At 73.6% G+C, this 26,360-nt stretch carries 27 protein-coding genes; 14 read left to right on the plus strand and 13 right to left on the minus strand.

The features are described 5' to 3' along the window. Positions 1–133: 133 nt before the first annotated feature. From ACIPSE_RS38410 to ACIPSE_RS38430, 5 genes are all read right to left on the minus strand, one after another. Positions 134–565, minus strand: a complete 432-nt coding sequence (locus tag ACIPSE_RS38410; RefSeq protein WP_401672562.1) for a hypothetical protein — start codon at positions 563–565, stop codon at positions 134–136. 339 nt (positions 566–904) lie between these two features. Then, positions 905–1,837 (minus strand): ABC transporter substrate-binding protein, encoded by a 933-nt coding sequence (locus ACIPSE_RS38415; protein WP_401672387.1) that lies wholly within the window; start codon positions 1,835–1,837, stop codon positions 905–907. Between the two features lie 12 nt (positions 1,838–1,849). Beyond that, complete coding sequence (locus tag ACIPSE_RS38420; protein ID WP_401672389.1) at positions 1,850–2,512, minus strand: ABC transporter permease; 663 nt, start codon at positions 2,510–2,512, stop codon at positions 1,850–1,852. A 1-nt stretch (position 2,513) separates the two neighbouring features. Next, positions 2,514–3,155 (minus strand): ABC transporter permease, encoded by a 642-nt coding sequence (locus tag ACIPSE_RS38425; protein WP_401672391.1) that lies wholly within the window; start codon positions 3,153–3,155, stop codon positions 2,514–2,516. Continuing rightward, complete coding sequence (locus ACIPSE_RS38430; protein ID WP_401672393.1) at positions 3,152–4,186, minus strand: ABC transporter ATP-binding protein; 1,035 nt, start codon at positions 4,184–4,186, stop codon at positions 3,152–3,154. Before ACIPSE_RS38430 ends, ACIPSE_RS38425 begins: the two co-directional genes overlap by 4 nt. Before the next feature lie 141 nt (positions 4,187–4,327). On the opposite strand from ACIPSE_RS38430, the gene ACIPSE_RS38435 reads away from it, so the two are divergent. The 3 genes from ACIPSE_RS38435 (at position 4,328) to ACIPSE_RS38445 (ending at position 7,372) form a co-directional block, all read left to right on the plus strand. Further along, the gene (locus tag ACIPSE_RS38435) at positions 4,328–5,833 is read left to right on the plus strand and encodes an aromatic amino acid ammonia-lyase (protein WP_401672394.1); all 1,506 of its coding nucleotides are present in this window, start codon (positions 4,328–4,330) and stop codon (positions 5,831–5,833) included. Continuing rightward, complete coding sequence (locus tag ACIPSE_RS38440) at positions 5,830–6,690, plus strand: MurR/RpiR family transcriptional regulator (RefSeq protein ID WP_401672395.1); 861 nt, start codon at positions 5,830–5,832, stop codon at positions 6,688–6,690. Before ACIPSE_RS38435 ends, ACIPSE_RS38440 begins: the two co-directional genes overlap by 4 nt. 88 nt (positions 6,691–6,778) lie before the next feature. Further along, the gene (locus ACIPSE_RS38445) at positions 6,779–7,372 is read left to right on the plus strand and encodes a hypothetical protein (RefSeq protein WP_401672397.1); all 594 of its coding nucleotides are present in this window, start codon (positions 6,779–6,781) and stop codon (positions 7,370–7,372) included. A 31-nt stretch (positions 7,373–7,403) separates the two neighbouring features. Here the strand turns inward: ACIPSE_RS38445 and ACIPSE_RS38450 are convergent, their stop codons facing one another. The 5 genes from ACIPSE_RS38450 to ACIPSE_RS38470 all read right to left on the minus strand — a co-directional run bounded on the left by ACIPSE_RS38450 (position 7,404) and on the right by ACIPSE_RS38470 (position 11,081). Continuing rightward, a complete protein-coding gene (locus ACIPSE_RS38450; RefSeq protein WP_401672398.1) occupies positions 7,404–7,778 on the minus strand; it encodes a hypothetical protein in 375 nt (124 codons plus the stop codon). A 34-nt stretch (positions 7,779–7,812) separates the two neighbouring features. Continuing rightward, positions 7,813–8,295 (minus strand): roadblock/LC7 domain-containing protein, encoded by a 483-nt coding sequence (locus tag ACIPSE_RS38455; protein WP_401672399.1) that lies wholly within the window; start codon positions 8,293–8,295, stop codon positions 7,813–7,815. 34 nt (positions 8,296–8,329) lie between these two features. Next, positions 8,330–9,133, minus strand: coding sequence for a transcriptional regulator (locus tag ACIPSE_RS38460; RefSeq protein ID WP_401672402.1), 804 nt, complete (start codon positions 9,131–9,133; stop codon positions 8,330–8,332). Then, positions 9,130–9,516: a hypothetical protein gene (locus tag ACIPSE_RS38465; protein ID WP_401672403.1), complete on the minus strand. Its 387-nt coding sequence runs from the start codon at positions 9,514–9,516 to the stop codon at positions 9,130–9,132. Before ACIPSE_RS38465 ends, ACIPSE_RS38460 begins: the two co-directional genes overlap by 4 nt. A 170-nt stretch (positions 9,517–9,686) precedes the next feature. Then, positions 9,687–11,081 carry a diaminopimelate decarboxylase gene (locus ACIPSE_RS38470; protein WP_401672405.1) on the minus strand — a complete coding sequence of 465 codons (1,395 nt, stop codon included), beginning with the start codon at positions 11,079–11,081 and terminating at the stop codon, positions 9,687–9,689. A gap of 127 nt (positions 11,082–11,208) precedes the next feature. Between ACIPSE_RS38470 and hutU the strand changes: the two genes are divergently transcribed. Genes hutU through hutI form a run of 4 tightly spaced genes read left to right on the plus strand, consistent with a single transcriptional unit; the run spans position 11,209 to position 16,647 of the window. Continuing rightward, positions 11,209–12,873 (plus strand): urocanate hydratase, encoded by a 1,665-nt coding sequence (gene hutU, locus ACIPSE_RS38475; protein WP_401672408.1) that lies wholly within the window; start codon positions 11,209–11,211, stop codon positions 12,871–12,873. A 32-nt stretch (positions 12,874–12,905) separates the two neighbouring features. Continuing rightward, positions 12,906–14,114, plus strand: coding sequence for an allantoate amidohydrolase (locus ACIPSE_RS38480; protein ID WP_401672564.1), 1,209 nt, complete (start codon positions 12,906–12,908; stop codon positions 14,112–14,114). Further along, positions 14,111–15,442: a formimidoylglutamate deiminase gene (locus ACIPSE_RS38485; RefSeq protein WP_401672410.1), complete on the plus strand. Its 1,332-nt coding sequence runs from the start codon at positions 14,111–14,113 to the stop codon at positions 15,440–15,442. The genes ACIPSE_RS38480 and ACIPSE_RS38485 overlap by 4 nt, the downstream gene beginning before the upstream one ends. A gap of 20 nt (positions 15,443–15,462) precedes the next feature. Further along, positions 15,463–16,647 (plus strand): imidazolonepropionase, encoded by a 1,185-nt coding sequence (gene hutI, locus ACIPSE_RS38490; RefSeq protein ID WP_401672412.1) that lies wholly within the window; start codon positions 15,463–15,465, stop codon positions 16,645–16,647. Positions 16,648–16,650: 3 nt separating this feature from the next. Here the strand turns inward: hutI and ACIPSE_RS38495 are convergent, their stop codons facing one another. Beyond that, complete coding sequence (locus tag ACIPSE_RS38495) at positions 16,651–18,621, minus strand: DUF4157 domain-containing protein (RefSeq protein ID WP_401672416.1); 1,971 nt, start codon at positions 18,619–18,621, stop codon at positions 16,651–16,653. 112 nt (positions 18,622–18,733) lie between these two features. After that, positions 18,734–19,663, minus strand: a complete 930-nt coding sequence (locus ACIPSE_RS38500; RefSeq protein ID WP_401672419.1) for an RNA polymerase sigma factor SigF — start codon at positions 19,661–19,663, stop codon at positions 18,734–18,736. 237 nt (positions 19,664–19,900) lie between these two features. On the opposite strand from ACIPSE_RS38500, the gene ACIPSE_RS38505 reads away from it, so the two are divergent. The 3 genes from ACIPSE_RS38505 (at position 19,901) to ACIPSE_RS38515 (ending at position 21,620) form a co-directional block, all read left to right on the plus strand. After that, on the plus strand, positions 19,901–20,278 hold the full coding sequence (locus ACIPSE_RS38505) for an STAS domain-containing protein (protein ID WP_401672422.1): 378 nt from the start codon (positions 19,901–19,903) through the stop codon (positions 20,276–20,278). Positions 20,279–20,506: 228 nt separating this feature from the next. Continuing rightward, a complete protein-coding gene (locus ACIPSE_RS38510; RefSeq protein ID WP_401672424.1) occupies positions 20,507–21,058 on the plus strand; it encodes an ATP-binding protein in 552 nt (183 codons plus the stop codon). Positions 21,059–21,146: 88 nt separating this feature from the next. Beyond that, on the plus strand, positions 21,147–21,620 hold the full coding sequence (locus ACIPSE_RS38515) for a carboxymuconolactone decarboxylase family protein (protein ID WP_401672426.1): 474 nt from the start codon (positions 21,147–21,149) through the stop codon (positions 21,618–21,620). 81 nt (positions 21,621–21,701) lie between these two features. Here ACIPSE_RS38515 and ACIPSE_RS38520 read toward each other — a convergent pair whose 3' ends face one another. Then, positions 21,702–22,220, minus strand: a complete 519-nt coding sequence (locus ACIPSE_RS38520; RefSeq protein ID WP_401672428.1) for a GNAT family N-acetyltransferase — start codon at positions 22,218–22,220, stop codon at positions 21,702–21,704. Between the two features lie 230 nt (positions 22,221–22,450). On the opposite strand from ACIPSE_RS38520, the gene ACIPSE_RS38525 reads away from it, so the two are divergent. Genes ACIPSE_RS38525 through ACIPSE_RS38540 form a run of 4 tightly spaced genes read left to right on the plus strand, consistent with a single transcriptional unit; the run spans position 22,451 to position 26,350 of the window. Beyond that, a complete protein-coding gene (locus ACIPSE_RS38525) occupies positions 22,451–23,131 on the plus strand; it encodes an LPXTG cell wall anchor domain-containing protein (RefSeq protein WP_401672431.1) in 681 nt (226 codons plus the stop codon). Between the two features lie 29 nt (positions 23,132–23,160). Further along, on the plus strand, positions 23,161–24,003 hold the full coding sequence (locus tag ACIPSE_RS38530) for a hypothetical protein (protein WP_401672434.1): 843 nt from the start codon (positions 23,161–23,163) through the stop codon (positions 24,001–24,003). 11 nt (positions 24,004–24,014) lie between these two features. Beyond that, on the plus strand, positions 24,015–25,076 hold the full coding sequence (locus ACIPSE_RS38535) for a hypothetical protein (protein ID WP_401672566.1): 1,062 nt from the start codon (positions 24,015–24,017) through the stop codon (positions 25,074–25,076). Then, on the plus strand, positions 25,073–26,350 hold the full coding sequence (locus tag ACIPSE_RS38540; protein ID WP_401672437.1) for a hypothetical protein: 1,278 nt from the start codon (positions 25,073–25,075) through the stop codon (positions 26,348–26,350). Before ACIPSE_RS38535 ends, ACIPSE_RS38540 begins: the two co-directional genes overlap by 4 nt. Positions 26,351–26,360 lie beyond the last annotated feature (10 nt).

Below are 26,360 nucleotides of genomic sequence, written 5' to 3' on the forward strand. Positions count from 1 at the left end.
GACGTCGCACCAGGCCTGACCAGGTCGACGTCCTCCGCGGGGACCGCCGTCGTCCCGCCCCCCAGTGATGGGGGTGCGGCGGTCCCCGCGCATATCTCTTTCCCGGGAACCCCTCGGCGCTCAGCGGTCCCGCTCAGTCCTCCCAGCGGTCCCCGTCCTTGCCGCGCCCCTCGTGGCGGCGGCCGAACAGCCCCGGGTTGGTGCGCACCGCCTGGAAGGCGTTGACACCGACGATGCCCGCCCACGCGGCCAGCAGCCCCGGCAGATGCGCCACGCCGCCGCCGATGGCGGACAGCGGGATGGCGAGGACCAGCGAGACGATGCCGAAGCCGAAGCGTTCGCCCCAGGAGTCGGTGGGCCTCGGCGAGCGCGAGCCCCGGGCCACCACCATCTGCTGCTCGGCGAGCTGGCGCCGTACCCGGCGCTCCACGGCGCCGTCGATGCGCTGGTCGACCTTCTCCAGGAACGAGTCGACCAGTGCGGACTCGTACTCCTCGCCCAGTTCCCTGCGGGCCTGCAGGGTGGCGTTGAGTTCCTTCTTCAGCTCGGCGTCCCGCGCGTCCATTCCCGTCATGCGTCCCACGGTAGGCAGCCGCCAGGTCCCCCGCACTGGGGTTAGCCCCCGTGTTCGGGGTCGGGGGTGCCGGGGTGGTCCCGGCACCCGTGTGCGGCGATGGCCGGGGCGTGCTCGGCCGGCCGCGCGCGGGGTGCGCGGCCCGTGCGGCGCGGCGCTCGCGGGCCGGGGCGGCCGGCGACGGTCGTGAACGGGTGGCGCCCCGCGGGTCGTCGCCGCTCCCGCCCCCGCACGGGCGGCGGTGCCGGGCCCCCGCACGGCTGTGGCACCGCCCCGGTCGGGCTGTCCGATCGGCGTCGGCCCCGGCAGGGGCGGGGGGACCGGGGTGGGTCAGGTCAGCAGGCCGTGTTGCTTCGCGTAGCTCGCCGCCACGTCCTCGGGGTCCTTCTTGTCCTTGTCCACCTGGCGGTTGAGCTCGGTGAGCTGGGCGGTGGTGAGGACGTTGCCCAGGCGCGCGAGGGCCTTGCGGACGGTGGAGTCGGCGACCCGGTCGGCGATGAGCGGGACCACGTGCTGGCCCGGGACGAGGTTCTCGGGGTCGGTCAGGACGACCCAGTCGTTGGCCTGGATGTCGGTGTCGGTGGTGAAGAGGTTCGCCACGTCCACGTCGCCCTTCTTCAGGGCGGCCTTGACCAGCGGGCCGGAGGAGTCGAGGGACTTGAACTCCTTGAACTCCACGCCGTACACGTCCTTCAGGCCCACGGCGCCCACCTCGCGCTTCTTGACCTCGGGCGCCGCGCCGATGACCAGCTCGCCGTTGTGCTTGCTCAGGTCGGCCAGCGAGGTCAGGCCGTACTTCTTCGCCGTCGCCCGGGTGACGGCGAACGCGTCGGAGTCCTCCGCCATGCCGTACGGCAGGATCTGGAGCCCGGCCGGGAGGGCGACGGCCAGCGCGTTCTGCATCTCGCCCTCCTCCGTGGCCTTCGACTTCGGGGCCAGGTAGTGCAGCAGGGCGCCCTGGTACTCGGGCAGGAGGTCGATGTCGCCGCCCTTGAGCGCGGGGATGAGGATCTCCCGGGTGCCGAGGTTGGGGCGGACGGTGACCTTCACCCCGGCCGCCTCCAGGACGGCCGCGTAGAGGTGGCCGAGGACCTGGTTCTCGGTGAAGTTGGCGGTGCCGATGGTGACCCCGTTCTCGCTGGAGCCGCCGCCGGAGGAGGAGCCGCCCTGGCCTTCCAGGGAGGTGATGCCGCCCGCGCAGGCGGACAGGGCGGGGACGGAGGCCGCCGCGAAGAGGCCGCCGAGGAGGGTGCGTCGGTTCATCGGGTCGGACCCCTAAGCAGTGCGGTGGCGGAAGAGGAAGCGCTGGAGGGCGGAGAGCGCGAGGTCGAGGACGACGGCGGTCGCGGCGACCAGCACCGCCCCGCCCAGCACCTGGACGAGGTCCCGCTGGGCCAGCCCGTCGAACACGTACCGGCCCAGCCCGCCGAAGGAGACGTACGCCGCGATGGTCGCCGTGGCGACGACCTGGATGAGCGCGAGCCGCAGCCCGGTCATGACCAGGGGCAGCGCGAGCGGGAGTTCCACCTGGAACAGGACCTGGTGGCCGCGCATGCCCTGGCCCTTCGCCGCGTCCCGGACGTCCGGGTCCACGGCGGTCATCCCGGCGTAGGTGTTGGTGACGATGGCCGGGACCGCGAGGGCGACCAGCGCGACGTACACAGGGAGCATCGACAGGCCGCCCGCGAGGAAGACCAGGACGACCAGGCCCACGGTCGGCAGGGCGCGGCCGAAGGAGGCGAGGTTGATGGCGAGGAAGGCGCCCTTGCCGGTGTGCCCGATCAGCAGGCCGAGCGGCAGGCCGATCGCGGCGGCGACGAGGGTGGCGAGCAGCGAGTACTGGAGGTGCTCGGCGAGCCGGTGGGCGATGCCGTCGGAGCCGGTCCACTGGGCGGAGCCGGTCAGCCAGGCGCCGAGGTTCCTGAACAGCTCGTCCATGTCAGGCAGCCCTCCTCTTCCACGGGGTGAGCACGTACTGGAGGGCGACGAGCAGCGCGTCCGCGATCACGGCGAGCAGGAGGGTGAGGACCACTCCGGCGATCACCGGGGTCGGGAAGTCGCGCTGGAAGCCGTCGGTGAAGAGCTGGCCGAGGCCGCCGTCGCCGATGTAGGTGGCGACGGAGACCAGCGAGATGGACATCACCGTCGCGATCCGCACGCCCGCCATGATCACCGGCAGGGCGAGCGGGAACTCGACGGTGAGCAGGGTGCGCAGCGGGCGGGTGCCCATGGCCTTGGCGGCCTCCTTGGTCCTCGCCGGGACCGAGTCGAGGCCCTCGACGGTGTTCCGCAGCAGCACGACCAGCGTGTAGACGGTCAGGCCGATGACCGTGGTGGTCCGGGTCAGACCGCTGACCGGGAGCAGCAGCACGAAGATCGCGATCGACGGGATCGTGAACAGGACGTTGGAGACGCCGAGCAGGAAGCCGCGCAGCGGGCGGATCCGGTGGGCGATCACCGCGAGCGGGAGCGAGATCAGGACGCCGAGGAACACGGCGGTCAGGGCGGCCTGGAGGTGGGAGAGGGTCAGGGTGGTGAGGTCGTCGGTGTGGTCGCCCATCCACGACCAGTCGATCGTCATGCCGCCACCCGGGCCTCGGCGTGGGCCTGTCCCGCGTGGGTGTGGACGTCCTCGCGGGAGGAGACGCCGGTGAGGAGGCCGTCGCCGTCGACGCGGGCGACCAGGCCGGTGGGGGAGGCGAGGGACTCGTCGAGGGCGGCGAGCAGGGAGTCCCCGTCCGTCAGGGGCCGCAGGGGCAGTTCGGTGCCCTCGGAGCTCCAGTGCAGGGGCCTGCGCCGCTCGTCCAGGACGAGGGTCCAGGTGCCGCCCTCGGGGGCCGCGCCCTGGGGCACCCCGGCCAGGGTCCGCAGGGACAGCAGCTTCAGGCCGCGTTCGGCGCCGAGGAAGTCGGCGACGAAGTCGTCGGCGGGCCGGGCCAGCAGTTCGGCGGGGGCGGCGCACTGGACGAGATGGCCGCCGGTGCGGAAGACGGCGATGCGGTCGCCGAGCCGGACCGCCTCGTCGATGTCGTGGGTGACGAAGACGATGGTCTTGTTCAGCTCCTTCTGCAGACGCAGCAGTTCGTCCTGGAGCTGGGTGCGCACGACCGGGTCGACCGCGCCGAAGGGTTCGTCCATCAGCAGCACCGGCGGGTCGGCGGCGAGCGCGCGGGCGACGCCGACGCGCTGCTGCTGGCCGCCGGAGAGCTGGTGCGGGTAGCGCCGGCCGGCGTCGGCGGAGAGGCCGACGGTCTCCAGGAGTTCGGCGGCGCGGGCGCGGGCCCTGCGGCGGCCGTGCCCCAGCAGCAGCGGGACGGTCGCGATGTTGTCGAGGACCGTGCGGTGCGGGAAGAGGCCCGCCTGCTGGATGACGTACCCGATGGAGCGGCGCAGTTCGGCGGCGTCCTGCCGGGTGACGTCCTTGCCGCCCACCTTGATCGTGCCGGAGGTCGGCTCGACCATACGGTTGACCATGCGCAGGGTGGTCGTCTTGCCGCAACCGGAGGATCCGACCAGGACGGTCACACCGCCCTCCGGCATCTGGAGGGAGAGGTCGTGGACCGCTGTCGTGCCGTTGGGGAAGCGCTTGTGGACCGCGTCGAACTGGATCATGAGATGTCCCTTGCCCGGCTGTATAACGTCATGCAGAGTTCTTGGTAGCTGAATAGGTTGTCAACGGGTTGAGGTAAATCCGAAGGAACGGATGACCGAAAGGTGAGATGGAATGTCGGGATTGAGGGGAGTTTGGGCTTGATGTCGTCTCGGATCGTGGACGCGCCGGAACCCGTGCACACCGGCCTGGTCGTCCTCGACGGGATCGGGCTGGGCGTCGCCGATGTCGTACGGCTCGCCGACGGCACCGCCCGGCCGGTGCCCGGGACCGAGGCCGTGAAGCGGGTGGGCGAGTCCTGGGACGCCGCCCGGCAGATCGCCGCGACCGGACGCGTCTACGGCCGCTCCACCGGCGTCGGCGCCAACCGGAACGAACCCGTGCCGACCGAGGCCGCCGCCGAGCACGGGCTCAGGCTGCTGCGCAGCCACGCCGGCGCCATCGGCGAGGAACTGCCCGCCCGGCAGGTCCGCGCCATGCTCGCCGTGCGCGCCAACCAGCTCCTCGCGGGCGGCGCCGGACTGCGGCCGACCGTGGTGAGCGCCCTGTGCGAGGCGCTGGAGAGCGGGGCGTACCCGGTCGTCAACGAGTTCGGCTCGGTCGGCACCGGCGACATCGCCGCCCTCGCCCAGGCCGGTCTCGCACTCGCCGGGGAGCACGCCTGGAAGGGCGTCGCCCCCGCACCCCAGCCCCTCGACAACAACGACGCCCTCGCCTTCATCAGCAGCAACGCCCTCACCCTCGGCCAGTCCGCGCTCGCCCTGCACGAACTGCGCGGGCTGCTGGAGGCCACCCAGGTCGTCGGCGCGCTCTCCCTGCTCGCCGTGGACGGCTCCCACGAGGCGTACGCCGCCCCCGTGCACGCCGCCCGGCCGCACCGCGGCAGCGGCGAGGTGGCCCGGCGGATGCGGGAGCTGATCGGCGCCGACGAACGGCCCACCCCGCCGCTCGGCCGGATCCAGGACCCCTACGGCTTCCGCTGCCTGCCGCAGATCCACGGCCCGGCCCACGACGCGGCCGACGCCCTCGAAGCGGTCCTCACCGTCGAGATCAACGCCGCCGCCGAGAACCCCCTCATCACCCCCGAGGACATGGCCGCCTACCACCACGGCGGCTTCTACCAGGCCCAGCTCGCCCTGGCCCTGGACCACTTCCGGCTCGCCCTGACCCAGGTGGCCCGGCTCTCCACGTCCCGTCTGTCCACCCTCAACGAACCCGCCTACACCCGGCTGCGGCCCTTCCTCGCCGACCACGAGCCCGCCTCCTCCGGCGTGATGATCCTGGAGTACGCCGCCGGGGCCGCCCTCGGTGATCTGCGGGCCTTCTCCGCCCCCGCCTCCCTCGGGCACGCTGTACTCTCCCGAGGCGTCGAGGAACAGGCCAGCTTCGCCTCGCTCGCCGCCCGCCAGACCCTGCGGGCGTGCGGTGCGTACCGGCTCGTCGTCGGCTGCGAACTCGTCGCCGCCGTACGGGCGTTGCGCCAGCGCGACCTGGGGCCCGACCCGGAGCTCCCGGTCGGGCGGGCGCTGGAGCTGGCCCTCGCGGTGCTCGACGAGGACCAGGCCGACCGGCCGCTCACCGACGACGTGAGCGCCGCGGCGCGACTGCTCGACCGGTTCACGCGGATCTGGAGGGGGAACGAGGCATGAGCACGGAGAGCGAGAAGGGTGCCGTGGACACCGCGGCCGGGCGGCTGCAAGCCCTGTTCGAGGGGCACCGGCTCACCCCGACCCAGCGGCGCATCGCCCACAGCATGGTCCGGCGCGCCGCCGACGTGCCGTTCCTGTCCAGCGTCGAGCTGGCCGAACTCGCCGGTGTCAGCCAGCCGTCCGTGACCCGCTTCGCGGTCGCCCTCGGCTTCGACGGCTACCCCGCCCTGCGCAGACACCTGCGCGAGGTCGCGCCCGCCGAGCAGAACGCGGCCACCGCCTCGTACAACGCGTACCAGCAGGCCGTCGAGGCCGAGATCGAGAACCTCAGGCATCTGGCCGAGGTGCTCGCCGACCCGCGGCCCGTGCAGCGGGCCGGGCGGGTGCTCGCCGCCTCCCGGCCGCTGCCCGTCCTCGGCCTGCGCGCCGCCGCCTCCCAGGCCTACGGCTTCGCCTACTTCGCCGCCAAGGTCCATCCCGACGTCCGGCTCCTCGACGAGGGCGGCACGATGGTCCACGACCGGATCGACGCCGCCGTGCGCGCCGGGGCCACCGCGCTGCTGTGCTTCGCGCTGCCCCGGCACCCGCGCGAGGTCGTCGACACCCTCGGGTACGCCAAGGGGGCCGGACTGACCGTGGTGACGGTCGCCGACTCCGCGTTCGCGCCCGTCGCCAAGGTCTCCGACCTGCTGCTCCCGGCCGCCGTCGGCACCGGGCTCGCCTTCGACACCGCCTGCGCGCCGATGCTGCTGGGGCGGGTCCTGCTGGAGGCGATGTGCGACGACCTGCCGGACGCGCAGGCCCGGCTGGAGGAGTTCGACGCGAAGGCGGCGGCGGGCGGCCTGTTCGTCGAGTGACCGGCCCGCGCGTGCGTTAAGGCTCGTCTCACGTTCGCTCACTAGCCTGCCCCGACAGGACTGTGCCGGGACGAGCAGGAGGCGGAACGTGGCACGCGCAGATCGCAGAGCTCAGGGGCTGGCCCGGGTGGCCGTCGTCGTCCGCGCCGGAGCGGCCCCGCTGTGGTGGGCCGGGGTGTTCGCGGCGGGCGTCGGCCTGCTGGTCCCCGGGCTGACCGGGCGGCGCATCGGGGTGATGGCGGGAGCCGCGCTGTTCCTCGTCGCCGCTGCCGTCGTCGCCTGCGTCCGCCGGGGCCGCTACACGGCGCTCGGGCGCGGGGCCTCGCGGGCCGGGCGGCACGACGTGCTCCAGGACCGGGCCGTGACCGTGCGCAACTGGCGCCACGGGCACCGCTGGTGGCTGCTGCTGGGCTGGCTGCTGGCGCTCGGCGCCAACTTCGCCGTGCCCGTCGCGGGCGGGCTGCTGCTCGCCGGGACCGGCGCCGGGCTGCGGCTGAAGGCGGCCTGGCTCGGGCGGCGCGAGCGGTCCGAGGACGCGCTGTGGTGGGTGCGGGTCGACTGGCTGGACGCCCGCGCGGGGCGCCCCGTCGGCAAGGCGGTCAGGGGCTACCGCGGCACGGGCGTCGCGGCGGGCGACGCGGCCCCGGGCGGGGCGCGCCGCCGCGCCGCGGCACTGGTCTGAGCGGACCGGGAGCGGCCCGCGGGGACCGGGGTCAGACCTCCAGGTCCTCCTCGATCCGCTTCAGCTGGTGGCGGGCCATCGCGAGGTTCGCCCGCTTGGCGTCCAGCACCAGGTACAGGAACAGCCCGTTGCCGCCCCGGCCGCTGATCAGCCGGATCAGATGGAACTGGTCGGACAGGGTGATCAGGATGTCCTCGATCGCCCCCTTGAGGCCGAGGTGCTCCATCGTGCGCATCTTGGCGCGGATCACGTCGGTGTTGCCCGCGGCGGCGACGTTCAGGTCGAAGCCCTTGCTGCCGCCCATCGTGCCGAGCGCCATCCCGCTGGTGTAGTCGACGAGGGCGACTCCGGTCGCGCCCTCGATGGAGGCGAGCGCTTCCTTCAGGCAGGTTTCGGTGTTGGCCATGGGTGATGCTCCTTCACTGGGTGAATACCCGGGTTCAACTCTCGGTGGATGTCCGCGCGTTGGCCGTACGAGGCGGGCGCGCGGTTCTGGATCTGGCGGTGGTGGTCCTGGGAGCGGCGGCGGGCTTCACGGGCGGCTCGACCGGGGTGCGGGAGTCGACGAGCTCCCCGATCCGGATGCCCGAGCGGCGGCCCTCCAGATGGAGCCGGCCCACGGTGACCCGGTCCTGGGCGAGCAGGGTCAGCACGGCGGTGCGGCCCGCGCTGTACGTCGCCACGTAGCCGTAGGCGCAGCGCACCGCCAGCTCCCGGAAGTCGCCCTGCCCGGCGGTGTCCGCCAGCCGTACGGCGATCCCGAGCGCGGCGGCGGTCAGGGCGGCCATGCTCTCGGGCTCGACGCCCGGGGTGTCCTGGGCGAGGACGAGGCCGTCCACCGTGGCGGCGAGGGCGCCGGTCAGATACGGCACCCGGCTGCGCAGCCGGCGCAGCTCGTCCAGGATCTCCGGTTCGGCCGCCATCAGGTCTCTCCTCTCGGCGCGGGCCCTCTGTCGGTCAAAGGGACTCCAGCGCATCCCTGAGCCTCTTCAGCAACGTGATGTCGGGGTCGGTGGACTGGGGTGGTGTCACGGGCCGCGGGGCGCCGCAGGTGACGAGGCCCGCCGCCGCGAGCCGCCGGACGTCCACCAGGGTGTGGAACGCCGGGCGGCCGATGGCGCGGGCGATGTCCGGGGCCGCGCGGACGCCGTCCACCCGGTCCAGGACCGCCCGTTGCCGGGCCGTGAGGGAGGGCGCGCCCAGGGAGCTCGCCCGGTGCAGCGGGGCGTGGTCCGACGCGGGGTCGGGCCAGACGCGGTGCAGCAGGTCGCGGCGGCGCAGCGTCTCGTGCTCCAGCGCGGCCACGGCCACCGGGTGCACGCCCGGCGCCTCCTCCGCGCCCACGTACCGGAACCGGCCCGGGCTGCTGCTCGGGGACAGGGCGAAGTAGGCCGCGTCGTACAGGGCTTCGAGATGGCTGAGCTCCAGCTCGCCCCGGGTCAGCAGGTTGCGTTCGGCGAGCAGCAGGGCGGCGCCGGTGACGCCCTGGGCCTGGGCGACGGCCTGGTGCCAGGTGTCGGCGTCGAGGGTGCCGCGGGCGGTGAGCAGTTCGCCGAGGCCGGGCGCCTCGGGGCTCTCGGCGTGCACCACCCGCCCCTCGGCGAGGTGCAGGGTGCCCCGTTCGCGGACGAGGACACCGGTGGCCCGCTCGGCGGCGAGCCGGGTCAGCATCGGCGAGACGCCGCCCCAGGCCCGGTCGCGGGCCTCGGCCTTGTCCCGTACCGGCAACCGGGGAGGTGGCGTGGTGGTCACCGCCGTCATCCCAGTACCAGCCGTCCGGTCATCTCGCCCAACCTGATGCGGGCCAGCGCGAGATTGCCCTCCACGCGGGCCAGCCACAGGTGGAGGAAGACGCTGCTGTCGAAGGACGTCCGCACGAACCGCAGGACGTGGTAGCTGTCGCGGTTGCTGATGATCACGTCCTCGACGGGCGGATCCTCCTCGGAGCCGTCGGGCGCGAACGCCCGCTGCTCGGCCGCCAGCCGGGCCAGCTCGGCCACCTCGGCGGCGGCCGTCTCCAGATCACCCCCCGGTGACTCGCCCACGGTGCCCAGGGCGAGCCCGCTCGTCCAGTCGACGAGCGAGGCTCCCCGGGCACCGGGCAGTTGCATGACTTCCAGCAGACACTCGTCGATACCGGGCACCGTGGATTCCCCTCCCGCCTGGGGTTCGGCTGAGTGACGCCGAAACTACGCACCGTGTGGGCGGGGGGTGAGGATTCCGGCATTTTCCGGTGGAACATGCGGCGGGGTGGGTAGGGTGGGTCGACTGAGCTGCTTTTCGGATCAGTTGACCCGGATGTCCCGCGTGCCCGTCAACGGCGCATTGTGTCGCCCAGGGTGGTGAGCGCCGAGGCGTGCGCCCCTCCGGACTCCGCCACGATCTCGTCGAGCGTCTGCGGCGAGCGGACCGTGGCGAACGCGACCCCGCCGGCGCCGTCCGGCGCGAACCCGTACACGCCGGGCCGGGCGAGGGAGTTGTACGCGTAGTGGTGCGCGAAGCAGTACGCCCCCGTGTCCGGCACCGCCGCGTGGTCGCCCTGCTCCAGCAGCGGCAGTGCCCGCCCCTCGGCCAGCAGGTCGCCCGAGAAGCACGCCGGACCGGCGACGTCCTGCACCACCTCGGGGCCCGCCTTGGGCCGCCCCTTCGCGTCGTACGCGGCGACCCGCAGCGGCCACGACCCCGGCAGGTACACCGTCCGCGTCGCCACCTGCACGCCCGCGTGCGTCACCGCGACGGGCCGCCCGCCCGCGCTCTTGGCGTACTCGACCCGCGCCACGATCGTGCCGTGCGCGGCCAGCAGCGACCGGCCGAACTCGGTCACCAGTCCGTACCGTCCGTCGAGCAGCCCCGGCACCGTCTCGCGCAGCAGCCGGGCGTAGGCGGCGTACGTCGGTGTCGTCTCGTCCGATCCGTAGTTCACCGGGAGTCCGCCGCCGATGTCGATGGTGTCGATCTGGCGCCGCCCCAGACGCCGGTTGATCTCCTCGGCGAGCGTGTACGCCTCCGCGACGCCCCGCGCCATCAGGGCGAGCGGCACGCCCTGCGAGCCGGTGTGCGTGTGCAGCCGGGTCAGCCACGGGCGCTCGGCACAGGCGCGCACGACCCACTCGCGCGCGCCGGGGTCGGTCAGGGCCACCCCGAACTTCGAGGTCGCCGTGGCCGTCGAGGTCGCCCCGATGGAACCCCCGCCGACCTGCGGGTTGACCCGGATGCCGATCGGCGAGCGGCTCGGCGCCGAGTCCATCAGCGCGTCGACGCGGGCCAGCTCCTGCGGGTTGTCCGCGTTCACGGCGATGCCCAGCGCCAGCGCCTCCCGCAGCTCGGCCGGGGTCTTCGCGGGCGAGTCCAGCACCGTCCGCTCCGGCGGCATCCCCGCCGCCCGCGCCAGCGCCAGCTCGCCCGGGCTCGCCACCTCCGCGCCGATACCGGCCTCCCGCAGCAGCCGTACGACCGCCACCAGGGGGGTCGCCTTCACCGCGAAGGCGTGCAGCACCGGCGTGCCGGGCGCGGTGACCGCGTCGAAGGCCGCGCGCAGCTCGGCGGCCGACTCCCGGATGCCGGTGACGTCCAGGAGGCCGACGACGGGGGAGCCCGGCGTCAGCAGCCCCTGTTCCACCGCCGCCCGGACCGCCTCGTCCCGCCGCGCCGCGCGCCTCGTGTCCCCGTGGTCCATGCCGTCCCCCGTCTGCTCGTCGTCCGGGCCCATGCATCCAGCCAAACATCCGTTCCCGCCCGATGCCGAGGGGTGGCCCTATTGACTAGGTCTATTCAGGAAGCCAGGATGTGAATAACGACAGCAACAACCTGAGCAGCGGCCCACCAGGAGGCAGACCATGTCAGGACCCCGCCCCGTACGAGCCCCGCGCGGTACGGAACTGAGCGCCCTGGGATGGCAGCAGGAAGCCGCCCTGCGGATGCTCCAGAACAACCTCGACCCCGAGGTCGCCGAGCACCCCGACAAGCTCGTCGTCTACGGCGGCACCGGCAAGGCAGCCCGCGACTGGCGCTCCTACGACGCGATGGTCCGCACCCTGCGCACCCTCAAGCAGGACGAGACGATGCTCGTCCAGTCCGGCCGCCCCGTCGGCGTCATGCAGACCCACGAGTGGGCCCCGCGCGTCCTGATCGCCAACTCCAACCTCGTCGGCGACTGGGCCAACTGGGAGGAGTTCCGCCGCCTGGAGGCCCTCGGCCTCACCATGTACGGCCAGATGACCGCCGGTTCCTGGATCTACATCGGCACCCAGGGCATCCTCCAGGGCACCTACGAGACCTTCGCCGCCGTCGCCGCCAAGAAGTTCGGCGGCACCCTGGCGGGCACCATCACCCTCACCGCCGGCCTCGGCGGCATGGGCGGCGCCCAGCCGCTGGCCGTCACCATGAACGACGGCGTCGCGATCTGTATCGACGTCGACCCGCGCGCCATCGAGCGCCGCATCGAGCACCGCTACCTGGACGTCCGCGCCGACTCCCTCGCGCACGCCCTCCGACTCGCCGTCGAGGCCCGCGACGCCCGCCGCCCGCTCTCCATCGGCCTGCTGGGCAACGCCGCCGAGCTGCTGCCGCGGATGCTCGCCGAGGGCGCCCCCATCGACATCGTCACCGACCAGACCTCCGCCCACGACCCGCTGGCCTATCTGCCGGTGGGCGTGGACTTCGAGGACATGGCCGACGCGGCGGCCAAGGACCCGGCGGGCTTCACCACCCGCGCCCGGGAGTCGATGGCCCGGCACGTCGAGGCCATGGTCGGCTTCATGGACGCCGGCGCCGAGGTCTTCGACTACGGCAACTCCATCCGCGGCGAGGCCCAGCTCGCCGGCTACGACCGCGCGTTCGCCTTCCCGGGCTTCGTCCCCGCCTACATCCGCCCGCTCTTCTCCGAGGGCAAGGGCCCCTTCCGCTGGGCCGCCCTGTCCGGCGAGGCGTCCGACATCCACAAGACGGACAAGGCGATCCTCGACCTCTTCCCCGAGAACGAGTCGCTGCACCGCTGGATCAAGCTGGCCGGCGAACGCGTCCACTTCCAGGGCCTGCCCGCCCGCATCTGCTGGCTCGGCTACGGCGAACGCGACAAGGCCGGCGAGCGCTTCAACGACATGGTCGCGAGCGGCGAGCTGGCCGCCCCGCTGGCCATCGGCCGCGACCACCTCGACTGCGGCTCCGTCGCCTCCCCCTACCGCGAGACCGAGGCCATGCTCGACGGCTCCGACGCGATCGCCGACTGGCCGCTGCTCAACGCCATGGTCAACGTCGCCTCGGGCGCCTCCTGGGTCTCCCTCCACCACGGCGGCGGCGTCGGCATGGGCCGCTCGATCCACGCCGGCCAGGTCACCGTGGCCGACGGCACTCCGCTGGCCGGCGAGAAGATCCGGCGCGTGCTCACCAACGACCCCGGCATGGGCGTCATCCGCCACGTCGACGCGGGCTACGACATCGCCGAGTCCGTCGCCGACGAGCGCGGCGTACGGGTGCCGATGCGCGAGGGTGACGACGCGTGACCCGGACGTCCCGGGGCAGCTCGTTCCACACCATGTGGCGCGAGTTGCTCCCCATCGGCCGGCACCCCGATTCCCGCGGTTACCGCCGCTACGCCTGGACCGGCGCCGACGCCGAGTGCCGGACCTGGTTCAAGGAGCAGGCCGAGGCCCGCGGGCTGGCCTACGAGGTCGACCGCAACGGCAACCAGTGGGCCTGGCTCGGCGACCCGCGCGCCGGGGACGCCGTCGTCACCGGCTCGCACCTCGACTCCGTGCCCGACGGCGGCGCCTACGACGGGCCCCTCGGCGTGGTGTCCTCCTTCGCCGCGCTCGACGAACTCCGCGCCCGCCGCACCGAGTTCACCAAGCCCCTCGCCCTCGTCAACTTCGGCGACGAGGAGGGCGCCCGCTTCGGACTGGCCTGCGTCGGCTCCCGGCTGACCGCCGGGCAGCTCACCACCGAGGCCGCCCACCGGCTCACCGACGGCGACGGCGTCAGCCTGCCGAGGGCCATGGAGGCCGCCGGGTACGACCCCGACGCCATCGGCCCGGATCCCGAACGGCTCGCCCGCATCGGCGCGTTCGTCGAACTCCACGTCGAGCAGGGCCGCGCCCTGGACCTGTCCGGCGACCGTGTCGGGATCGCCAGCGCCATCTGGCCGCACGGCCGCTGGCGGTTCGACTTCCGCGGCCAGGCCAACCACGCCGGCACCACCCGGCTCGCCGACCGGCGCGACCCGATGCTGTCCTACGCCGAGACCGTGCTCGCCGCCCGCCGGGAGGCCGAACTCGCCGGTGCCGTCGCCACGTTCGGCAAGATCTCCGTCGAACCCAACGGCGTCAACGCGATCCCCTCCCTGGTGCGCGGCTGGCTCGACTCCCGCGCCGAGGACCAGGCCGCCCTCGACACCGTCGTCGGCGGCATCGAGAAGGCCGCCCGCGCCTACGCCGACGCGCACGGCATCGACCTCGACGTCGTCCGGGAGTCCTTCACCCCCGTCGTCGAGTTCGACCACGCCCTGCGCGACGAACTGGGCCGCATCCTCGGCACGGACCGCGACGCCGCCCTGTCCGTGCCCGTGCTCGGCACCGGCGCCGGACACGACGCCGGAATCCTCTCCGGGAGCGTCCCGACCGCCATGCTGTTCGTACGCAACCCCACCGGCGTCTCGCACTCCCCGGCCGAGTCCGCGACCGAGGACGACTGCGTGGCCGGGGTGCTCGCCCTCGCCGACGTACTGGAAGGACTGGCCACCACGTGACGACGTACTGGCTGGAGCACGCCTGGCTCGACACCCACGTCGAGCCGGGCGTGGCCGTCGAGGTGACCGACGGCCGCATCACCGCCGTCCGCACCGACACGCCCGCGCCGCCCCCCGGCGCCGAGATCCTGCGCGGACTCACCCTCCCCGGGCTCGCCAACGCCCACAGCCACGCCTTCCACCGCGCCCTGCGCGCCACCGTGCAGGTCGGCTCCGGGACCTTCTGGACCTGGCGCGAGATCATGTACTCCTTCGCCGACCGGCTCACCCCGGACACCTACCGGGACCTGGCGCGGGCCGTCTACGCCGAGATGGCGCTGGCGGGCGTGAGCGCCGTCGGCGAGTTCCACTACGTCCACCACGCCCCCGGCGGCACCCCCTACGCCGACCCCAACGCCATGGGCGAGGCCCTCGTCGAGGCCGCCGCCGACGCCGGTATCCGGATCACCCTCCTCGACACCGCCTATCTCTCCTCCGGCTTCGGGCAGCCGCCCGACAGCCACCAGGCGCGCTTCTCCGACGGCACGGCCCACGCCTGGGCCGAACGCTGCTTTGCCCTCAAGGACCGCGACCACGCGCGGATCGGGGCGGCGATCCACTCCGTGCGGGCCGTCCCCGCCGACCAGTTGGAGACCGTCGCCCGCTGGGCCGAGGAACGGGGCGCCCCGCTCCACGTCCACCTCTCCGAGCAGACCGCCGAGAACGACGCCTGCCGCGCGGCCCACGGACGCACCCCCACCCGGCTCCTCGCCGACCACGGCGTCCTCGGCCCCCGCACCACCGGCGTCCACAGCACCCACCTCACCGACGAGGACATCGCCCTGCTCGGCGGCTCCGGCACCGGCACCTGCATGTGCCCGACCACCGAACGGGACCTCGCCGACGGCATCGGACCGGCCGTCGCCCTCCAGCGGGCCGGCTCGCCGCTCTCCCTCGGCTCCGACAGCCACGCCGTCATCGACCTGTTCGAAGAGGCCCGCGCGATGGAGCTGAACGAACGCCTGCGCACCCGCACCCGGGGCCACTGGACGGCCGCCGCCCTGCTGCGCGCCGCCTCCGCCGACGGCCACGCCGCCCTCGGCTGGGACGACGCCGGCACCATCGAGCCCGGCGCGCTCGCCGACCTCACCACCGTCGCGCTCGACTCGGTCAGGACCGCGGGCCCGCTGCCCCGGCTCGGCGCCGAGACGGCCGTCTTCGCGGCGAGCGCGGCGGACGTACGCCACACGATCGTGGGCGGACGGCACGTCGTACGGGACGGGGCGCACACGCTCGTGCCCGATGTGCCCCGCGCGCTGGCGCACGCCATCGAAGCCCTCCGCGCCTGACGACACCCCACGAGGACGCCATGAGCAGCAGCACCGGCAGCACGGCCATCACCGGCATCGCCGCACTGGTCACCAACTCCCCCTCCCTCGGCGACGGTTCGCCCCTCGGCCTGATCCAGGACGCGGCCGTCGTCATCGAGGGCGACCGGGTCGTGTGGACCGGTGAATCGGCCGCGGCACCCGCCACCGACCACCGGATCGACGCCGGGGGCAGGGCGGTCGTCCCCGGCTTCGTCGACTCGCACTCCCACCTGGTCTTCGCGGGCGACCGCACCCAGGAGTTCAACGCCCGCATGTCCGGCCGCTCCTACAGCGCGGGCGGCATCCGCACCACCGTCGCCGCGACCCGCGCCGCCACCGACGAGCAGCTGGAGGCGAACCTCACCCGCTATCTCGCCGAGGCCCTGCGCCAGGGCACCACGACCTTCGAGACCAAGTCCGGCTACGGCCTGACCGTCCACGACGAGGCCCGCGCCCTGCGCATCGCCGCCGCCCACACCGAGGAGGTCACCTACCTCGGCGCGCACATCGTCTCCCCGGACCTCGCCGACGACCCGGCCGCCTACGTCGCGCTCGTCACCGGCGAGATGCTCGACGCCTGCGCCCCGTACGCCCGGTGGATCGACGTGTTCTGCGAGAAGGGCGCCTTCGACGGCGACCAGGCCCGCGCGATCCTCACCGCGGGCCGGGCCAGGGGCCTGCACCCGCGCATCCACGCCAACCAGCTCTCCTACGGCCCGGGCGTCCAGCTCGCCGTCGAACTGGACGCGGCGAGCGCCGACCACTGCACCCACCTCACGGACGCGGACGTCGACGCCCTCGCGAGCGGGAACACCGTCGCCACGCTCCTGCCCGGCGCCGAGTTCTCCACCCGGGCTGCGTGGCCCGACGCCCGCCGGCTGCTCGACGCGGGCGTCACCGTCGCCCTGTCGACCGACTGCAACCCGGGCTCGTCGTTCACCTCGTCGGTCCCGTTCTGCGTCGCGCTCGCGGTGCGCGACATGGGGATGACGCCCGACGAGGCGCTCTGGTCGGCCACGGCGGGCGGCGCGGCGGCCCTGCGCCGGGACGACATCGGGCATCTCGCGCCGGGCGCGCGGGCCGACCTCGTCCTGCTCGACGCGCCGAGCCATGTCCACCTCGCCTACCGGCCCGGGGTGCCCCTGGTCAGCGGGGTGTGGCGGGCGGGCGAACGGCTGGTGTGAGCGTCACTCGGCCGGGGGCCGCCGCGTCCGGATGGTCAGCGGGTTGACGAAGTCGCCCTGGCCGCCGGCGTACTGGCGCTCGTGGAAGCGCTGGCCGGCGCCCGAGCCGTACATCCGGAAGAACCACTTGCTCTGCCAGGCCTCCTGCGCGACGCTCAGGGCGTTGTACTCCGCCACGGCCTTGGCGCGGGTGGTGGCGGCCAGTTCCTGGATCATCTCGATGATCCGCTCGCTCTCGAACCGGCCCTTGGGCGTTCTGCCCTCCTTGTTGCGGAACCAGCCGACGGTTTTCCTCCGGTACGCGTCGAGGAGTTTGGCCTCCAGGTCCTGCATCGCCTTCTGCGCCTGCTGGTTGCGGGTGTAGTTCTCCAGCGTCACCCAGTCGTTGCCGTCGCCGCTGCGGGCGACGACGCCGGCGAAGTGGTAGTTCCACACGTCCACGTCCGAGTGGTCGGTGGACGTCGTGCCCGGCGCGGCGGTCGCGTAGTCGATCTTCTGGTCGCTGCCGATCGACAGCGTGGCGAACGCCTCGCCCACCTCGGGCCGGGCGTGGTTGTTGACGCCCAGCTCCTGGGCGGCGGCGTCGGAGGCGGCGGGGTCGGTGCGCAGGGTGCTGCCGTACCGCTCCGCCGCCGAGTTGCCGGGAGCGGGGTTCCCGGTCGGCGCGTGGACCGCCGCGGTGAGCCGCTCGGCGATCGCGGTGCCCTGGTCCTGGCTCCAGGGCGCGGTCTCGTCGGTGGTGGTGCCCTGGAGCGCGATCTCCATGGCGTAGGTGCCGATCACCTTGCGGGCCACGTCGATGCACTGGTGCTTGACCAGGTCGGCGAAGCCCTCGGCCCTGGCCCGGTCCTCCTCCCCGTTGACCACGGGGGTCACCCGCTTCAGCTCGCCGCCCGCGGTCCGGACGGAGCCGCCGGACTGCACCAGCGTGTAGGCGCTGCCGCGGGCCAGGAGATCCGCGTTGGCCTGGGTGAACGCCTGCTGGGAGGCGTAGAACTCCTTGGGTTCGCGGTCCGTGTCGTGCACGGCGAGCGTGCCGTCGTCCGAGATCAGCAGGGAGACGTCGAACGGCTGGTGCATCCGGATGTCCATGTGGTCGACCAGCGGCACGTCGGCGCGGGCGTCCGCCTTCGCGGGATCGACCTGGGCCTTGATCAGCTTGTTGGGGGACTCGCCGGGGCGCAGCACGGCCTCCGAGCCCTGTGTCAGGAAGTGGTCGACCCCCTTGGTCCGGTTCGGGTGCTGCGCCGCGCTCTCGCCCGTCACGCCGGTGACCCGGCCCCCGGTCGTGTACCGCTGCACGGCGGTCGGCCCGCCGGTCCCGCCCGAGGGCCGGGGAAGCGCCCGCCGCACGTCCGGCACGGGCCCCGCCAGCGCCCGCGTGGCGTTCGCCTCGGCCGCCCGCTCGAACCGGTCCCCGGGGTCGCTGACGGCGAGCCCGTCGCCGTGGTCGGTGCCGGAGACGGGGCCCTGCCGCTGCTGGATGACATGGGTCAGCTCATGGGCGAGCGTGTGCCGGTCCCCGCCGCCCGACCCCACGACGATGTGGCTGCCGGACGTGTAGGCGCGGGCCCCGATCTCCCGGGCGGAGGCGCGGGCCGCGTGGTCGGTGTGCAGCCGGACGTCGGAGAAGTCCGCGCCCAGGCGGGCCTCCATCTCGCCCCGCACCCCGTCGTCCAGAGGGCGCCCCGAGCCGCGCAGCACGTCGTGCACGGCGGACCGCTGGACGGCCGCCGGGCCCGCCGCCGCGTGCCCGCAGTCCGGTCCGTGCGCGTGCCGCTCCGCCTCCCCGCCGCCGTGCCCGGCCCTGCGGAGCATCTGCACGACGGCGGCGTTGCCCGTGGCGCGCTGCCGGGCGAGCAGCTCCGACGCGCCCGCGGCGAGCACCGGCCCCGGGGTCCTGGAGGACTGAGGAGCCTGCCGGGCGGCCGGCTGCCGCGTCGGTGCGTCGTCTCGGCGTCGTGGGGCGTGCATGGGTCTCCTTCGCGTCCCGGGAGCGCTCCAGCCACATCTAAGGCGCGGGCGCGGGCGCGGCAAGGGCCCCGGGGGCAGCGCGGGGGCACGGGGTGCCGCCCTTTCGGACCCGTCACTCCTCCAGGGTGAGCCCCCGGCGCAGCCGGACCAGGGTCCGCGACAGCAGCCGTGACACGTGCATCTGGGAGATGCCCAGCTCGTCACCGATCTCCGACTGGGTCAGTCCGGCGACGAAGCGGAGGGAGAGGATCTTCCGGTCCCGGGCGGGGAGCTGGGCGATCAGGGGTTTCAGGGACTCCACGTACTCGATGCCTTCGAGCCCGTGGTCCTCGTACCCGATCCGGTCCGCGAGGGCGCCCTCGGAGTCGTCCTCCTCCGGCTGCGCGTCCAGCGACGAGGCGGTGTACGCGTTGGAGGCGGCCATGCCCTCCACGACCTCGTCCTTCGTCAGCCCGAGCCGCTCGGCGAGTTCGCCCACGGTCGGCGCCCGGTCCAGCTTCTGGGCCAGTTCGTCACCGGCCTTGGCGAGGTCGAGGCGGAGTTCCTGGAGGCGGCGCGGGACGCGCACGGACCACGAGGTGTCGCGGAAGAAGCGCTTGATCTCGCCGATGATGGTCGGCATCGCGAAGGTGGGGAACTCCACGCCGCGGCTCAGCTCGAAGCGGTCGATCGCCTTGATCAGGCCGATGGTGCCGACCTGGATGATGTCCTCCATCGGCTCGCTGCGGGAGCGGAACCGGGAGGCGGCGAACTTGACCAGGGCCAGGTTGAGTTCGACGAGCGTGTTGCGGACGTACGAGTATTCGTGGGTGCCCTCCTCCAGCGACTCCAGGCGCGCGAAGAGGGTCTTCGACAGGGCCCGTGCGTCCACCGGCCCCACCTCGTCGAACGGGGGGATCTCCGGGAGCCCGGCGAGGAGGTCGTCCGTGTCGGGACCCGCTGGGGTGTCCCGCGCGATGGGATCCAGATGTTCCGGGGGGGAAGTCGACGTCGCCTCTTGGGTATGCGGTGCGTCGAGCCGGGGTGACATGATGTCCTCCATCGTTCTCGGCATAAGGCTGCCGAAGCCATGCGTGCACTGCGGTGTGCGGCGCCTCCAAAGCCGGCCGTGTCGAGTACGTGTCCTTACTAGCCCTACCCGCTTTCACAGCCCGGTCGCAAGTGGCTTCCGTTCATAAATGTCCGTTTATGTACGGTTGTTCGGGCGTCGGGGTGTGTGGAGAAGGCGTAGTGTTCGAGGGCGTCAGGAACAGCCCCGACATCGGGAGAGAGAGACGGCATGGACCGCGGGACGGTCGGCAGCGCACAGTCTGGCCGGCTTCTGGTCGAGGTGCGGGAAGAGGGCGCCAGCGCCGTCGTGACTCCGGCGGGTGAGCTCGATCACCACACCGCCGATCTGTTGCGCGAGCCACTGGACGCCTGTCTCGCCAAGGGCTTCAACCGCCTGGTGGTCGACTGTTCGCGCCTGGAGTTCTGCGACTCCACGGGGCTGAACGTCCTGCTCGGCGCCCGGCTGAAGGCCGAGGCGGCGGGGGGCGGGGTCCATCTCGCGGGGATGCTGCCGGTGGTGGCGCGGGTCTTCGAGATCACCGGCGCCGACGCGGTCTTCACCGTGCACGACACCCTCGCCGAGGCCCTGGCGGACGACTCGGGCTGAGCCGGGCCCTCCGGGTCCGCCGCCCCCGACGGACGGGCCCGCGCAGGGGAGCGTGACGGGGATTTCGTGTGCGTCACACCCATCCGGCCCGAAACGGGGGGTGTTCCGGCGGCCCGGTAGGGCAGGAGACATCCTGAACGTCGGGCGGAGAACGGTGATGTGCCGCATCGTGACGGATGACGTGACCATTGAAATCATGAACTGGTGAATCGGTGAGGTGAAGCGCTGATGAGCAGCACCCGGCCTTACTCGCCGGGCGACCGTGGCCCGGAGGAGGCCGACGGCGCTTCCGGGACGTCGGAAGGGGGCGGCGCCGTGTCCGAGGGGTCCGCGACGACGGCGGCGACGGGCCGGCAGGTCCGCAGACTCGACCTGGACGGCGCGAGCGCCGTCGTGCCGCTCGCCCGTGACTTCGCCCGGGACGCGCTGCACGCGTGGGGCTGGCTGCCCGCCGCCTCCGCGGACCAGCGGGCCGCCTCCGAGGACGTCCTGCTGGTCGTCTCCGAGCTGATCACCAACGCCTGTCTGCACGCCGAGGGGCCGGACGAGATGGCGATCGCCTGCGACGGCAAGGTCATCCGGATCGAGGTCGCCGACCGCGGGACCGGTGAGCCGGCGCCCCGCACCCCGCACCGCGCGGGCCGTCCCGGCGGGCACGGCATGTTCATCGTCCAGCGGCTCTGCCTGGACTGGGGCGTCGTGCGCACCCCCGGGGCGGCGGGCAAGACGGTGTGGGCGGAACTCCAGGCTCCGGGGGAGAGCACCCCGGGTCCGGGCTGAGACGCAGGTCACATTTCCGGATGTCACATCCGGGCCGGGCTCGCCCGTCGTACGTGTGAAGCGCACGACAACGGCAGAGGAGCTCACCGTGGAACCCCGTCTGAACCCCTTCACCAACCCGGTCGCCGGCAAGGTTCTCAAGCACCTCGTCGGGGCGGGGCAGGCCCTCGCGGACTCGACGCTGCCGGCCGCGACCCGGGAACTGGTGCGGATCCGGGCCAGCCAGATCAACGGCTGCGGGTTCTGCCTCGACATGCACACCAAGGACGCGACCGCCGCCGGCGAGACGCCCCAGCGCCTGTTCCTGGTCGCCGGCTGGCGCGAGGCGAAGGTGTTCACCGACGCCGAGCGCGCCGCTCTGGAGCTCGCCGAGCAGGGCACGCGGATCGCCGACGGGACGGGCGTCCCCGAGGAGGTCTGGCGCAACGCCGCGAAGCACTACGACGAGGCCGAACTCATGGCCCTCGTCACCGAGATCGCCCTCATCAACGCCTACAACCGTCTCAACGTCATCCTCCAGATGCCGGCCGGCGACTACGAGCCGGGCATGTTCGCCCACTGACCGGTCCCCCAGGAGCCCGGCCGCCCCCTGCGGGGCACGGCCGGGCTTTCGCATGCCCGCCCTGCCCCGAAGGGCCACCCCCTAGACGCCGAACGGCTTCGCGTACCGCACCGTGCCGCCCGGCAGCGGACGCGCCGCGTCCAGGGTGAGGGCCATCAGGGCCTCGGCCGGGACGTCGAAGGAGACGCCGATGCCGTGGCGGAAGGCGGGGGTGAAGCCGAAGCGGGGGTAGTAGGCGGGGTGCCCGAGGACGACGACGTGGGGTTCGGCCCGGTCACGGGCGGCGGCCAGCGCGGCGCGGACGGCGGCGGTCCCGGCGCCCTTCCCCTGGTGGGCGGGCAGCACGGCGACGGGGCCCAGGCACAGCGCCGGGGCGTCGCCGACATGGCAGCGGGTCAGCAGGGCGTGGCCGACGACCGTGCCGTCGTCCGGATCGGCGACGACCAGGGAGAGCCCGTCGAGCCAGGCGCCGTCCGCGCGCAGCGCCTCGACGAGGTCGGCCTCCAGCGGGGTGTCGAAGGCCGCGAGATCCACCGCGCGGATCGCGGGTGCGTCGGCGTCGGTCTCGGTGCGGGTGAGCCATGCGGCGCGAGAGGTCATGCGCCCAGGATGGGCCATCGGCACCGGCCCGCCCGGAAGTTACCCGGGGTAGCCGAAGAGGCGGCGCCTCCACGCGAACACCCGTCCGCGCCCGCCGGATCGTCACAACTCCGGTCCGCGCCTTGTCTTCCCTCCTCGCGACCCCGGGCGTACCTTGACGGCCGATCTGATGTGCCGTCAGGAACCGGCCATGGCGCAGGAGTCAGGGCAACGAGCAAGGGAGCGCAACCGTGTCGTACCGAAATCGAACCGCAGCGCTCGCGTCCGCCGCGGCCCTGGCCGGCTCGGCGGTGCTGCTGGCCGCCCCCGCCGCGCACGCCGAGGTCGTCGACGTGAAGTACCAGTGCAAGACGCCGATCGGCGACAAGAGCGCGGTCTCGCCCATCGACATCAAGGGCGTCAAGAGCGGCAGCGGCTACAAGCTCACCATGTCCTGGCAGAAGGGCGTCTCCTCCAGCCCGGTCGACCTCGGCAAGGGCGCGATGAACCCGAGCGCGGTGATCGAGCTGGGCGGCGCGGACAGCGGCACGGTGAGCGTGACCGGCGCCGCCAACCAGGCCGTCATCCCCGCCAACACCCCCATCAAGATCAACGACCTGACCGGCACCTACACCCCGAAGAAGACCGGCAAGGTCACCTTCACCGCGGGCGTCCTCACCATCAAGGCGCTCGGCACGACCACCACCTGCACCCCCACCAACGACCCCGGCGCCTCTCTCACCCTCGACGTCACCGCCGCGGGCGGCACCGCCGACGACAGCGGCACGCAGAGCGGCTCCGGCGACACCCTCCCGCAGACCGGCCCCGAGGACTCGGCCGTCGCGCTCGGCACCCTCGGCGGCACCGTGCTGCTGCTCGGCGCGGCGGGCACCCTGTGGCTGACCCGGAGGCACCAGGCGGCCCGCCGCTGAACCGACCGCGCACGAAGCTGGAGCCGCCGATGCCGTCCCCCGTCCGTGTCCTGGGCCTCGCCGTCCTGCTCTCCTCGACCCTCGTCCCGGTCGCGTCGGCCGCCGAGGGGTGGTCGGCCGCGCCCGCGGGCGGCGCGCGGCCGTCGTTCTACGCCGAGGGCGGGCCCGGCACGGTCCTCCAGGACACCCTGGCCCTGACCAACCCCACCGGCCGCCCGGTCGACGTCACGCTGCGCGCCGAGGGCGCCCGCGTCACCTTCGCCGGGACCGGCTCCGGCGTACGGCTGGCCGCGCACGCCCGCACGGAGGTCCCGTTCACGGTCGTGGTCCCGGCCGGCGACACCACCGCGCGGATCGTCGCCCGCGCCGGGGACGGCCGCACCCGGGCCGTGCCCCTGCACCTGCGCGCCGCCGTGCCCGCCCTGTCCGCGCTCACCGTCGAGCATCTGACGGTCCACTCCGACCGCCTCACCTATGAGCTGGTCAACCGCGGCACCACCGCCCTGTCCCCGCGGCTCGCCGTGCGCGCCGACGGAGTCCTCGGCCCGGTCCTGGACCGTGCCCCGCGCGCGCTCCCCGTCGAACTCGCCCCGGGCAGCCGCACCGAGCTGAGCGAACCCTGGGACCGGCCCGCGCTGGACGCCGTCGAGATCCGCCTGACGGTCACCGCGCCCGGCGGAGCGCACGACACGGCGACCGCGTCGGCCCGGACCGCGCCCTGGGGCGCCGCGGCGGTCCTCGCGGGGACGGCGGCGACGGGCGGCGCGCTGATCGTCCTGCGGAGGCGGCGGTCCTCGCGGGCGCGGCGGCGGGAGGCCCGTGGGGCCGAACCTCTGGGCGGGGAAGTCGAGCTGACGGGAGCGGTGTCGTGAAGCTGCGGGTCCTGGTGGTGCTGGCGGCGCTGCTCGCGCTGGTCTCGGTGCCGGCGGCGCCGGTCCTCGCGGCCGAGGGGCCCGCCGTGAAACTGTCCACGTCACAGGCGGGGACCGGGGGTTCGCTCACCGTCACGGGGAGCGGCTGGCGCTCCGAGGCACTGCTGATGATCCTGATCTGCGGCCAGGCGGTGCCCGCGCGGGGCGTGCCCGGCGGCACCAACTCCTGCGCCAACGCGGACGGCCGGGCCGTCACCACGGACGCGAAGGGCGCCTTCCGCAAGAAGCTTCCGGTCGCCGAACCGCCCGTGCCGTGCCCCTGTGTCGTCCACGTGGCGACGGTGACCGGCGCGAAGGCGGAGGCCGACGCCGTCCTCCAGGTCGCCGGACACGCGGTGGAGCCGCTGCCCGCCGAGACCTCGGACGGGCGGCTTTCGGTCCTCAGCGACACCCGGCTCGACGGCTCCGGCGGGCTGCTGACCTGGTTCGGCGCGCCGCCCGCCCGCACCCTGGTCCTCACCGTCGGCAACGTCGGCACCTCCGAGGTCAAGGACCCGGTCTTCCAGGTCGGCACCTCCCACGGGGTGTTCGCGCCGCAGTGGGAGGAGCAGCGCTGGCGCGGCACGGTCGCGCCCGGCGGGAAGGCCAGGATCGAGCTGCCCGTCGAACTCACCGGCGGCGCCCACGGCGACTACACGGTCTCCCTGAAGTACGGCGGCAAGGTCCTCGCCGAGCAGCCCTGGGGCGTGGGCCGTCCCTGGGGCGTGACCCTGTTCTGGATCCTGGTCTTCGTGGTCGTGCCCGCCGCCCTGTACCGCGTCGGCATGGCCGTCGTCGACCGGGTCCGCCCGCACCGCCCGGGCCGCTCCCGCGCCCGCCCCCGGACGCCGGTCCGGCTGCGGCTGCCCGACCTCACCCTGCGGCTGCCCGGGGCGCACGCCCCCGCCGAGCGGCCCGCCGCCCCCTCGACCCTGCCGTGGTTCACCCCGGACTCCGATCCGGGCACCGCCGGCCGGCTCTCCGCACCGCACGACGACAGCCCTCCGACTCCCACCAGAAAGGGATCCACGTGAGAAGGAAAAGGAGAGTCACCGCGGCCCGCGGAGGCAGAGTCGCCCTCGCGCTCTGCGGCGCGGGCGTCCTGATCGGGGTGGCCGCGTCCCCCGCCCTGGCCGCCGAGGTCGCCTACGCCACCCGGTGCGTCCCGCCCGCCGCCTCCGGGCTCGACCCCGTCGAGGGCACCACCAAGGTCGAGATCACCGCGCCCGCGACCGCGAAGGTCGGCGACGAGATCGAGGTCGTGTGGAAGTTCGTGCAGGCCGCGTCGAAGAACCCGGACCTGATCGACCTCCCGGCCGACTCGGTCAAGCCGTCCGGGGTGCTCAAGGCCGCGGGCGCGCAGAGCGCGGACATCGCGATGACGGGCTCGCAGGAGAACCCGGCCATCCCCAAGGGCGGCGCCATGGTGCTCTCCGACATGAAGGGCACCCTGAAACTCACCACGGCCGGTGAGCTCACCCTCACCCCGGACGCCTACACCGTCACCGCCTACGGCACGAACACCGAGTGCGCCCCCACGGAGACGGTCCAGCAGGCCGCGACCGTCGACGTCGAGGAGGGCGACGGCACCTCGTCACCGAGCCCCACGCCCAGTGACACGGCCACCGAGAGCCCGACGCCCTCCGAGGACCCGACACCGACGGCCACCGGGTCCGACGACGGCGGCCAGACCGACTTCACCGGCAAGCAGGTCGACATCCCCTACACCTGCGACTCCCCGCTGGGCGAGAAGAAGGCCACCTCCACGATCCAGATCGACGCCAAGAAGGACGGCGGGAGCTACGGCCTCACCGTCCAGTTCAAGAACTCGCCCATGGACAGTCCCGCCGACATCCCGGCCGACTCCGTCAAACCGTCCATGGAGGTCGTCCTCGGCGGCGCCGACGAGGGCTCCGTGCACGTCGAGGGCCCCACCAACCCCGAGCCCATCAAGACGGGTGACCCGATCGAGATCACCGACCTGACGGGCACGTACAAGCCGGGCGCGACCGGCGAGTCCACCCTGTCCCCGGGCGTCCTGACCATCGAGGCGCTCGGTACGACGACCACCTGCACGCCGGACGAGACGGCCGTGTCGCTGACGCTCGACACCACCGAGCAGGAGGGCGGCGCCTCGGGCGGCACCTCGGGCGGCTCCGGCACCTCGGGCTCCACGACCGGCGGCGACCTCGCGGAGACCGGCGCGGAACACGACGGCGCCCTCAAGGCCCTCGGCCTGGTCGCCGGGACGGCGGTCCTGCTGGGAGCGGCGGTCTTCACCTTCCTGCCGGGCCGCAGGACCCGCTGAGGCACCCCGC

The sequence above is a fragment of the Streptomyces sp. NPDC090106 genome, from assembly GCF_044747265.1.
Classification (GTDB): Bacteria; Actinomycetota; Actinomycetes; order Streptomycetales; family Streptomycetaceae; genus Streptomyces.

Coding starts and splice junctions, on each gene's coding strand:
- ACIPSE_RS38410 (WP_401672562.1), bottom strand. CDS start 565: ATGGACGCGCGGGACGCCGAGCTGAAGAAGGAACTCAACGCCACCCTG.
- ACIPSE_RS38415 (WP_401672387.1), bottom strand. CDS start 1,837: ATGAACCGACGCACCCTCCTCGGCGGCCTCTTCGCGGCGGCCTCCGTC.
- ACIPSE_RS38420 (WP_401672389.1), bottom strand. CDS start 2,512: ATGGACGAGCTGTTCAGGAACCTCGGCGCCTGGCTGACCGGCTCCGCC.
- ACIPSE_RS38425 (WP_401672391.1), bottom strand. CDS start 3,155: ATGACGATCGACTGGTCGTGGATGGGCGACCACACCGACGACCTCACC.
- ACIPSE_RS38430 (WP_401672393.1), bottom strand. CDS start 4,186: ATGATCCAGTTCGACGCGGTCCACAAGCGCTTCCCCAACGGCACGACA.
- ACIPSE_RS38435 (WP_401672394.1), top strand. CDS start 4,328: ATGTCGTCTCGGATCGTGGACGCGCCGGAACCCGTGCACACCGGCCTG.
- ACIPSE_RS38440 (WP_401672395.1), top strand. CDS start 5,830: ATGAGCACGGAGAGCGAGAAGGGTGCCGTGGACACCGCGGCCGGGCGG.
- ACIPSE_RS38450 (WP_401672398.1), bottom strand. CDS start 7,778: ATGGCCAACACCGAAACCTGCCTGAAGGAAGCGCTCGCCTCCATCGAG.
- ACIPSE_RS38455 (WP_401672399.1), bottom strand. CDS start 8,295: ATGGCGGCCGAACCGGAGATCCTGGACGAGCTGCGCCGGCTGCGCAGC.
- ACIPSE_RS38460 (WP_401672402.1), bottom strand. CDS start 9,133: ATGACGGCGGTGACCACCACGCCACCTCCCCGGTTGCCGGTACGGGAC.
- ACIPSE_RS38470 (WP_401672405.1), bottom strand. CDS start 11,081: ATGGGCCCGGACGACGAGCAGACGGGGGACGGCATGGACCACGGGGAC.
- hutU (WP_401672408.1), top strand. CDS start 11,209: ATGTCAGGACCCCGCCCCGTACGAGCCCCGCGCGGTACGGAACTGAGC.
- ACIPSE_RS38480 (WP_401672564.1), top strand. CDS start 12,906: ATGTGGCGCGAGTTGCTCCCCATCGGCCGGCACCCCGATTCCCGCGGT.
- hutI (WP_401672412.1), top strand. CDS start 15,463: ATGAGCAGCAGCACCGGCAGCACGGCCATCACCGGCATCGCCGCACTG.
- ACIPSE_RS38495 (WP_401672416.1), bottom strand. CDS start 18,621: ATGCACGCCCCACGACGCCGAGACGACGCACCGACGCGGCAGCCGGCC.
- ACIPSE_RS38500 (WP_401672419.1), bottom strand. CDS start 19,663: ATGGAGGACATCATGTCACCCCGGCTCGACGCACCGCATACCCAAGAG.
- ACIPSE_RS38505 (WP_401672422.1), top strand. CDS start 19,901: ATGGACCGCGGGACGGTCGGCAGCGCACAGTCTGGCCGGCTTCTGGTC.
- ACIPSE_RS38510 (WP_401672424.1), top strand. CDS start 20,507: ATGAGCAGCACCCGGCCTTACTCGCCGGGCGACCGTGGCCCGGAGGAG.
- ACIPSE_RS38520 (WP_401672428.1), bottom strand. CDS start 22,220: ATGACCTCTCGCGCCGCATGGCTCACCCGCACCGAGACCGACGCCGAC.
- ACIPSE_RS38530 (WP_401672434.1), top strand. CDS start 23,161: ATGCCGTCCCCCGTCCGTGTCCTGGGCCTCGCCGTCCTGCTCTCCTCG.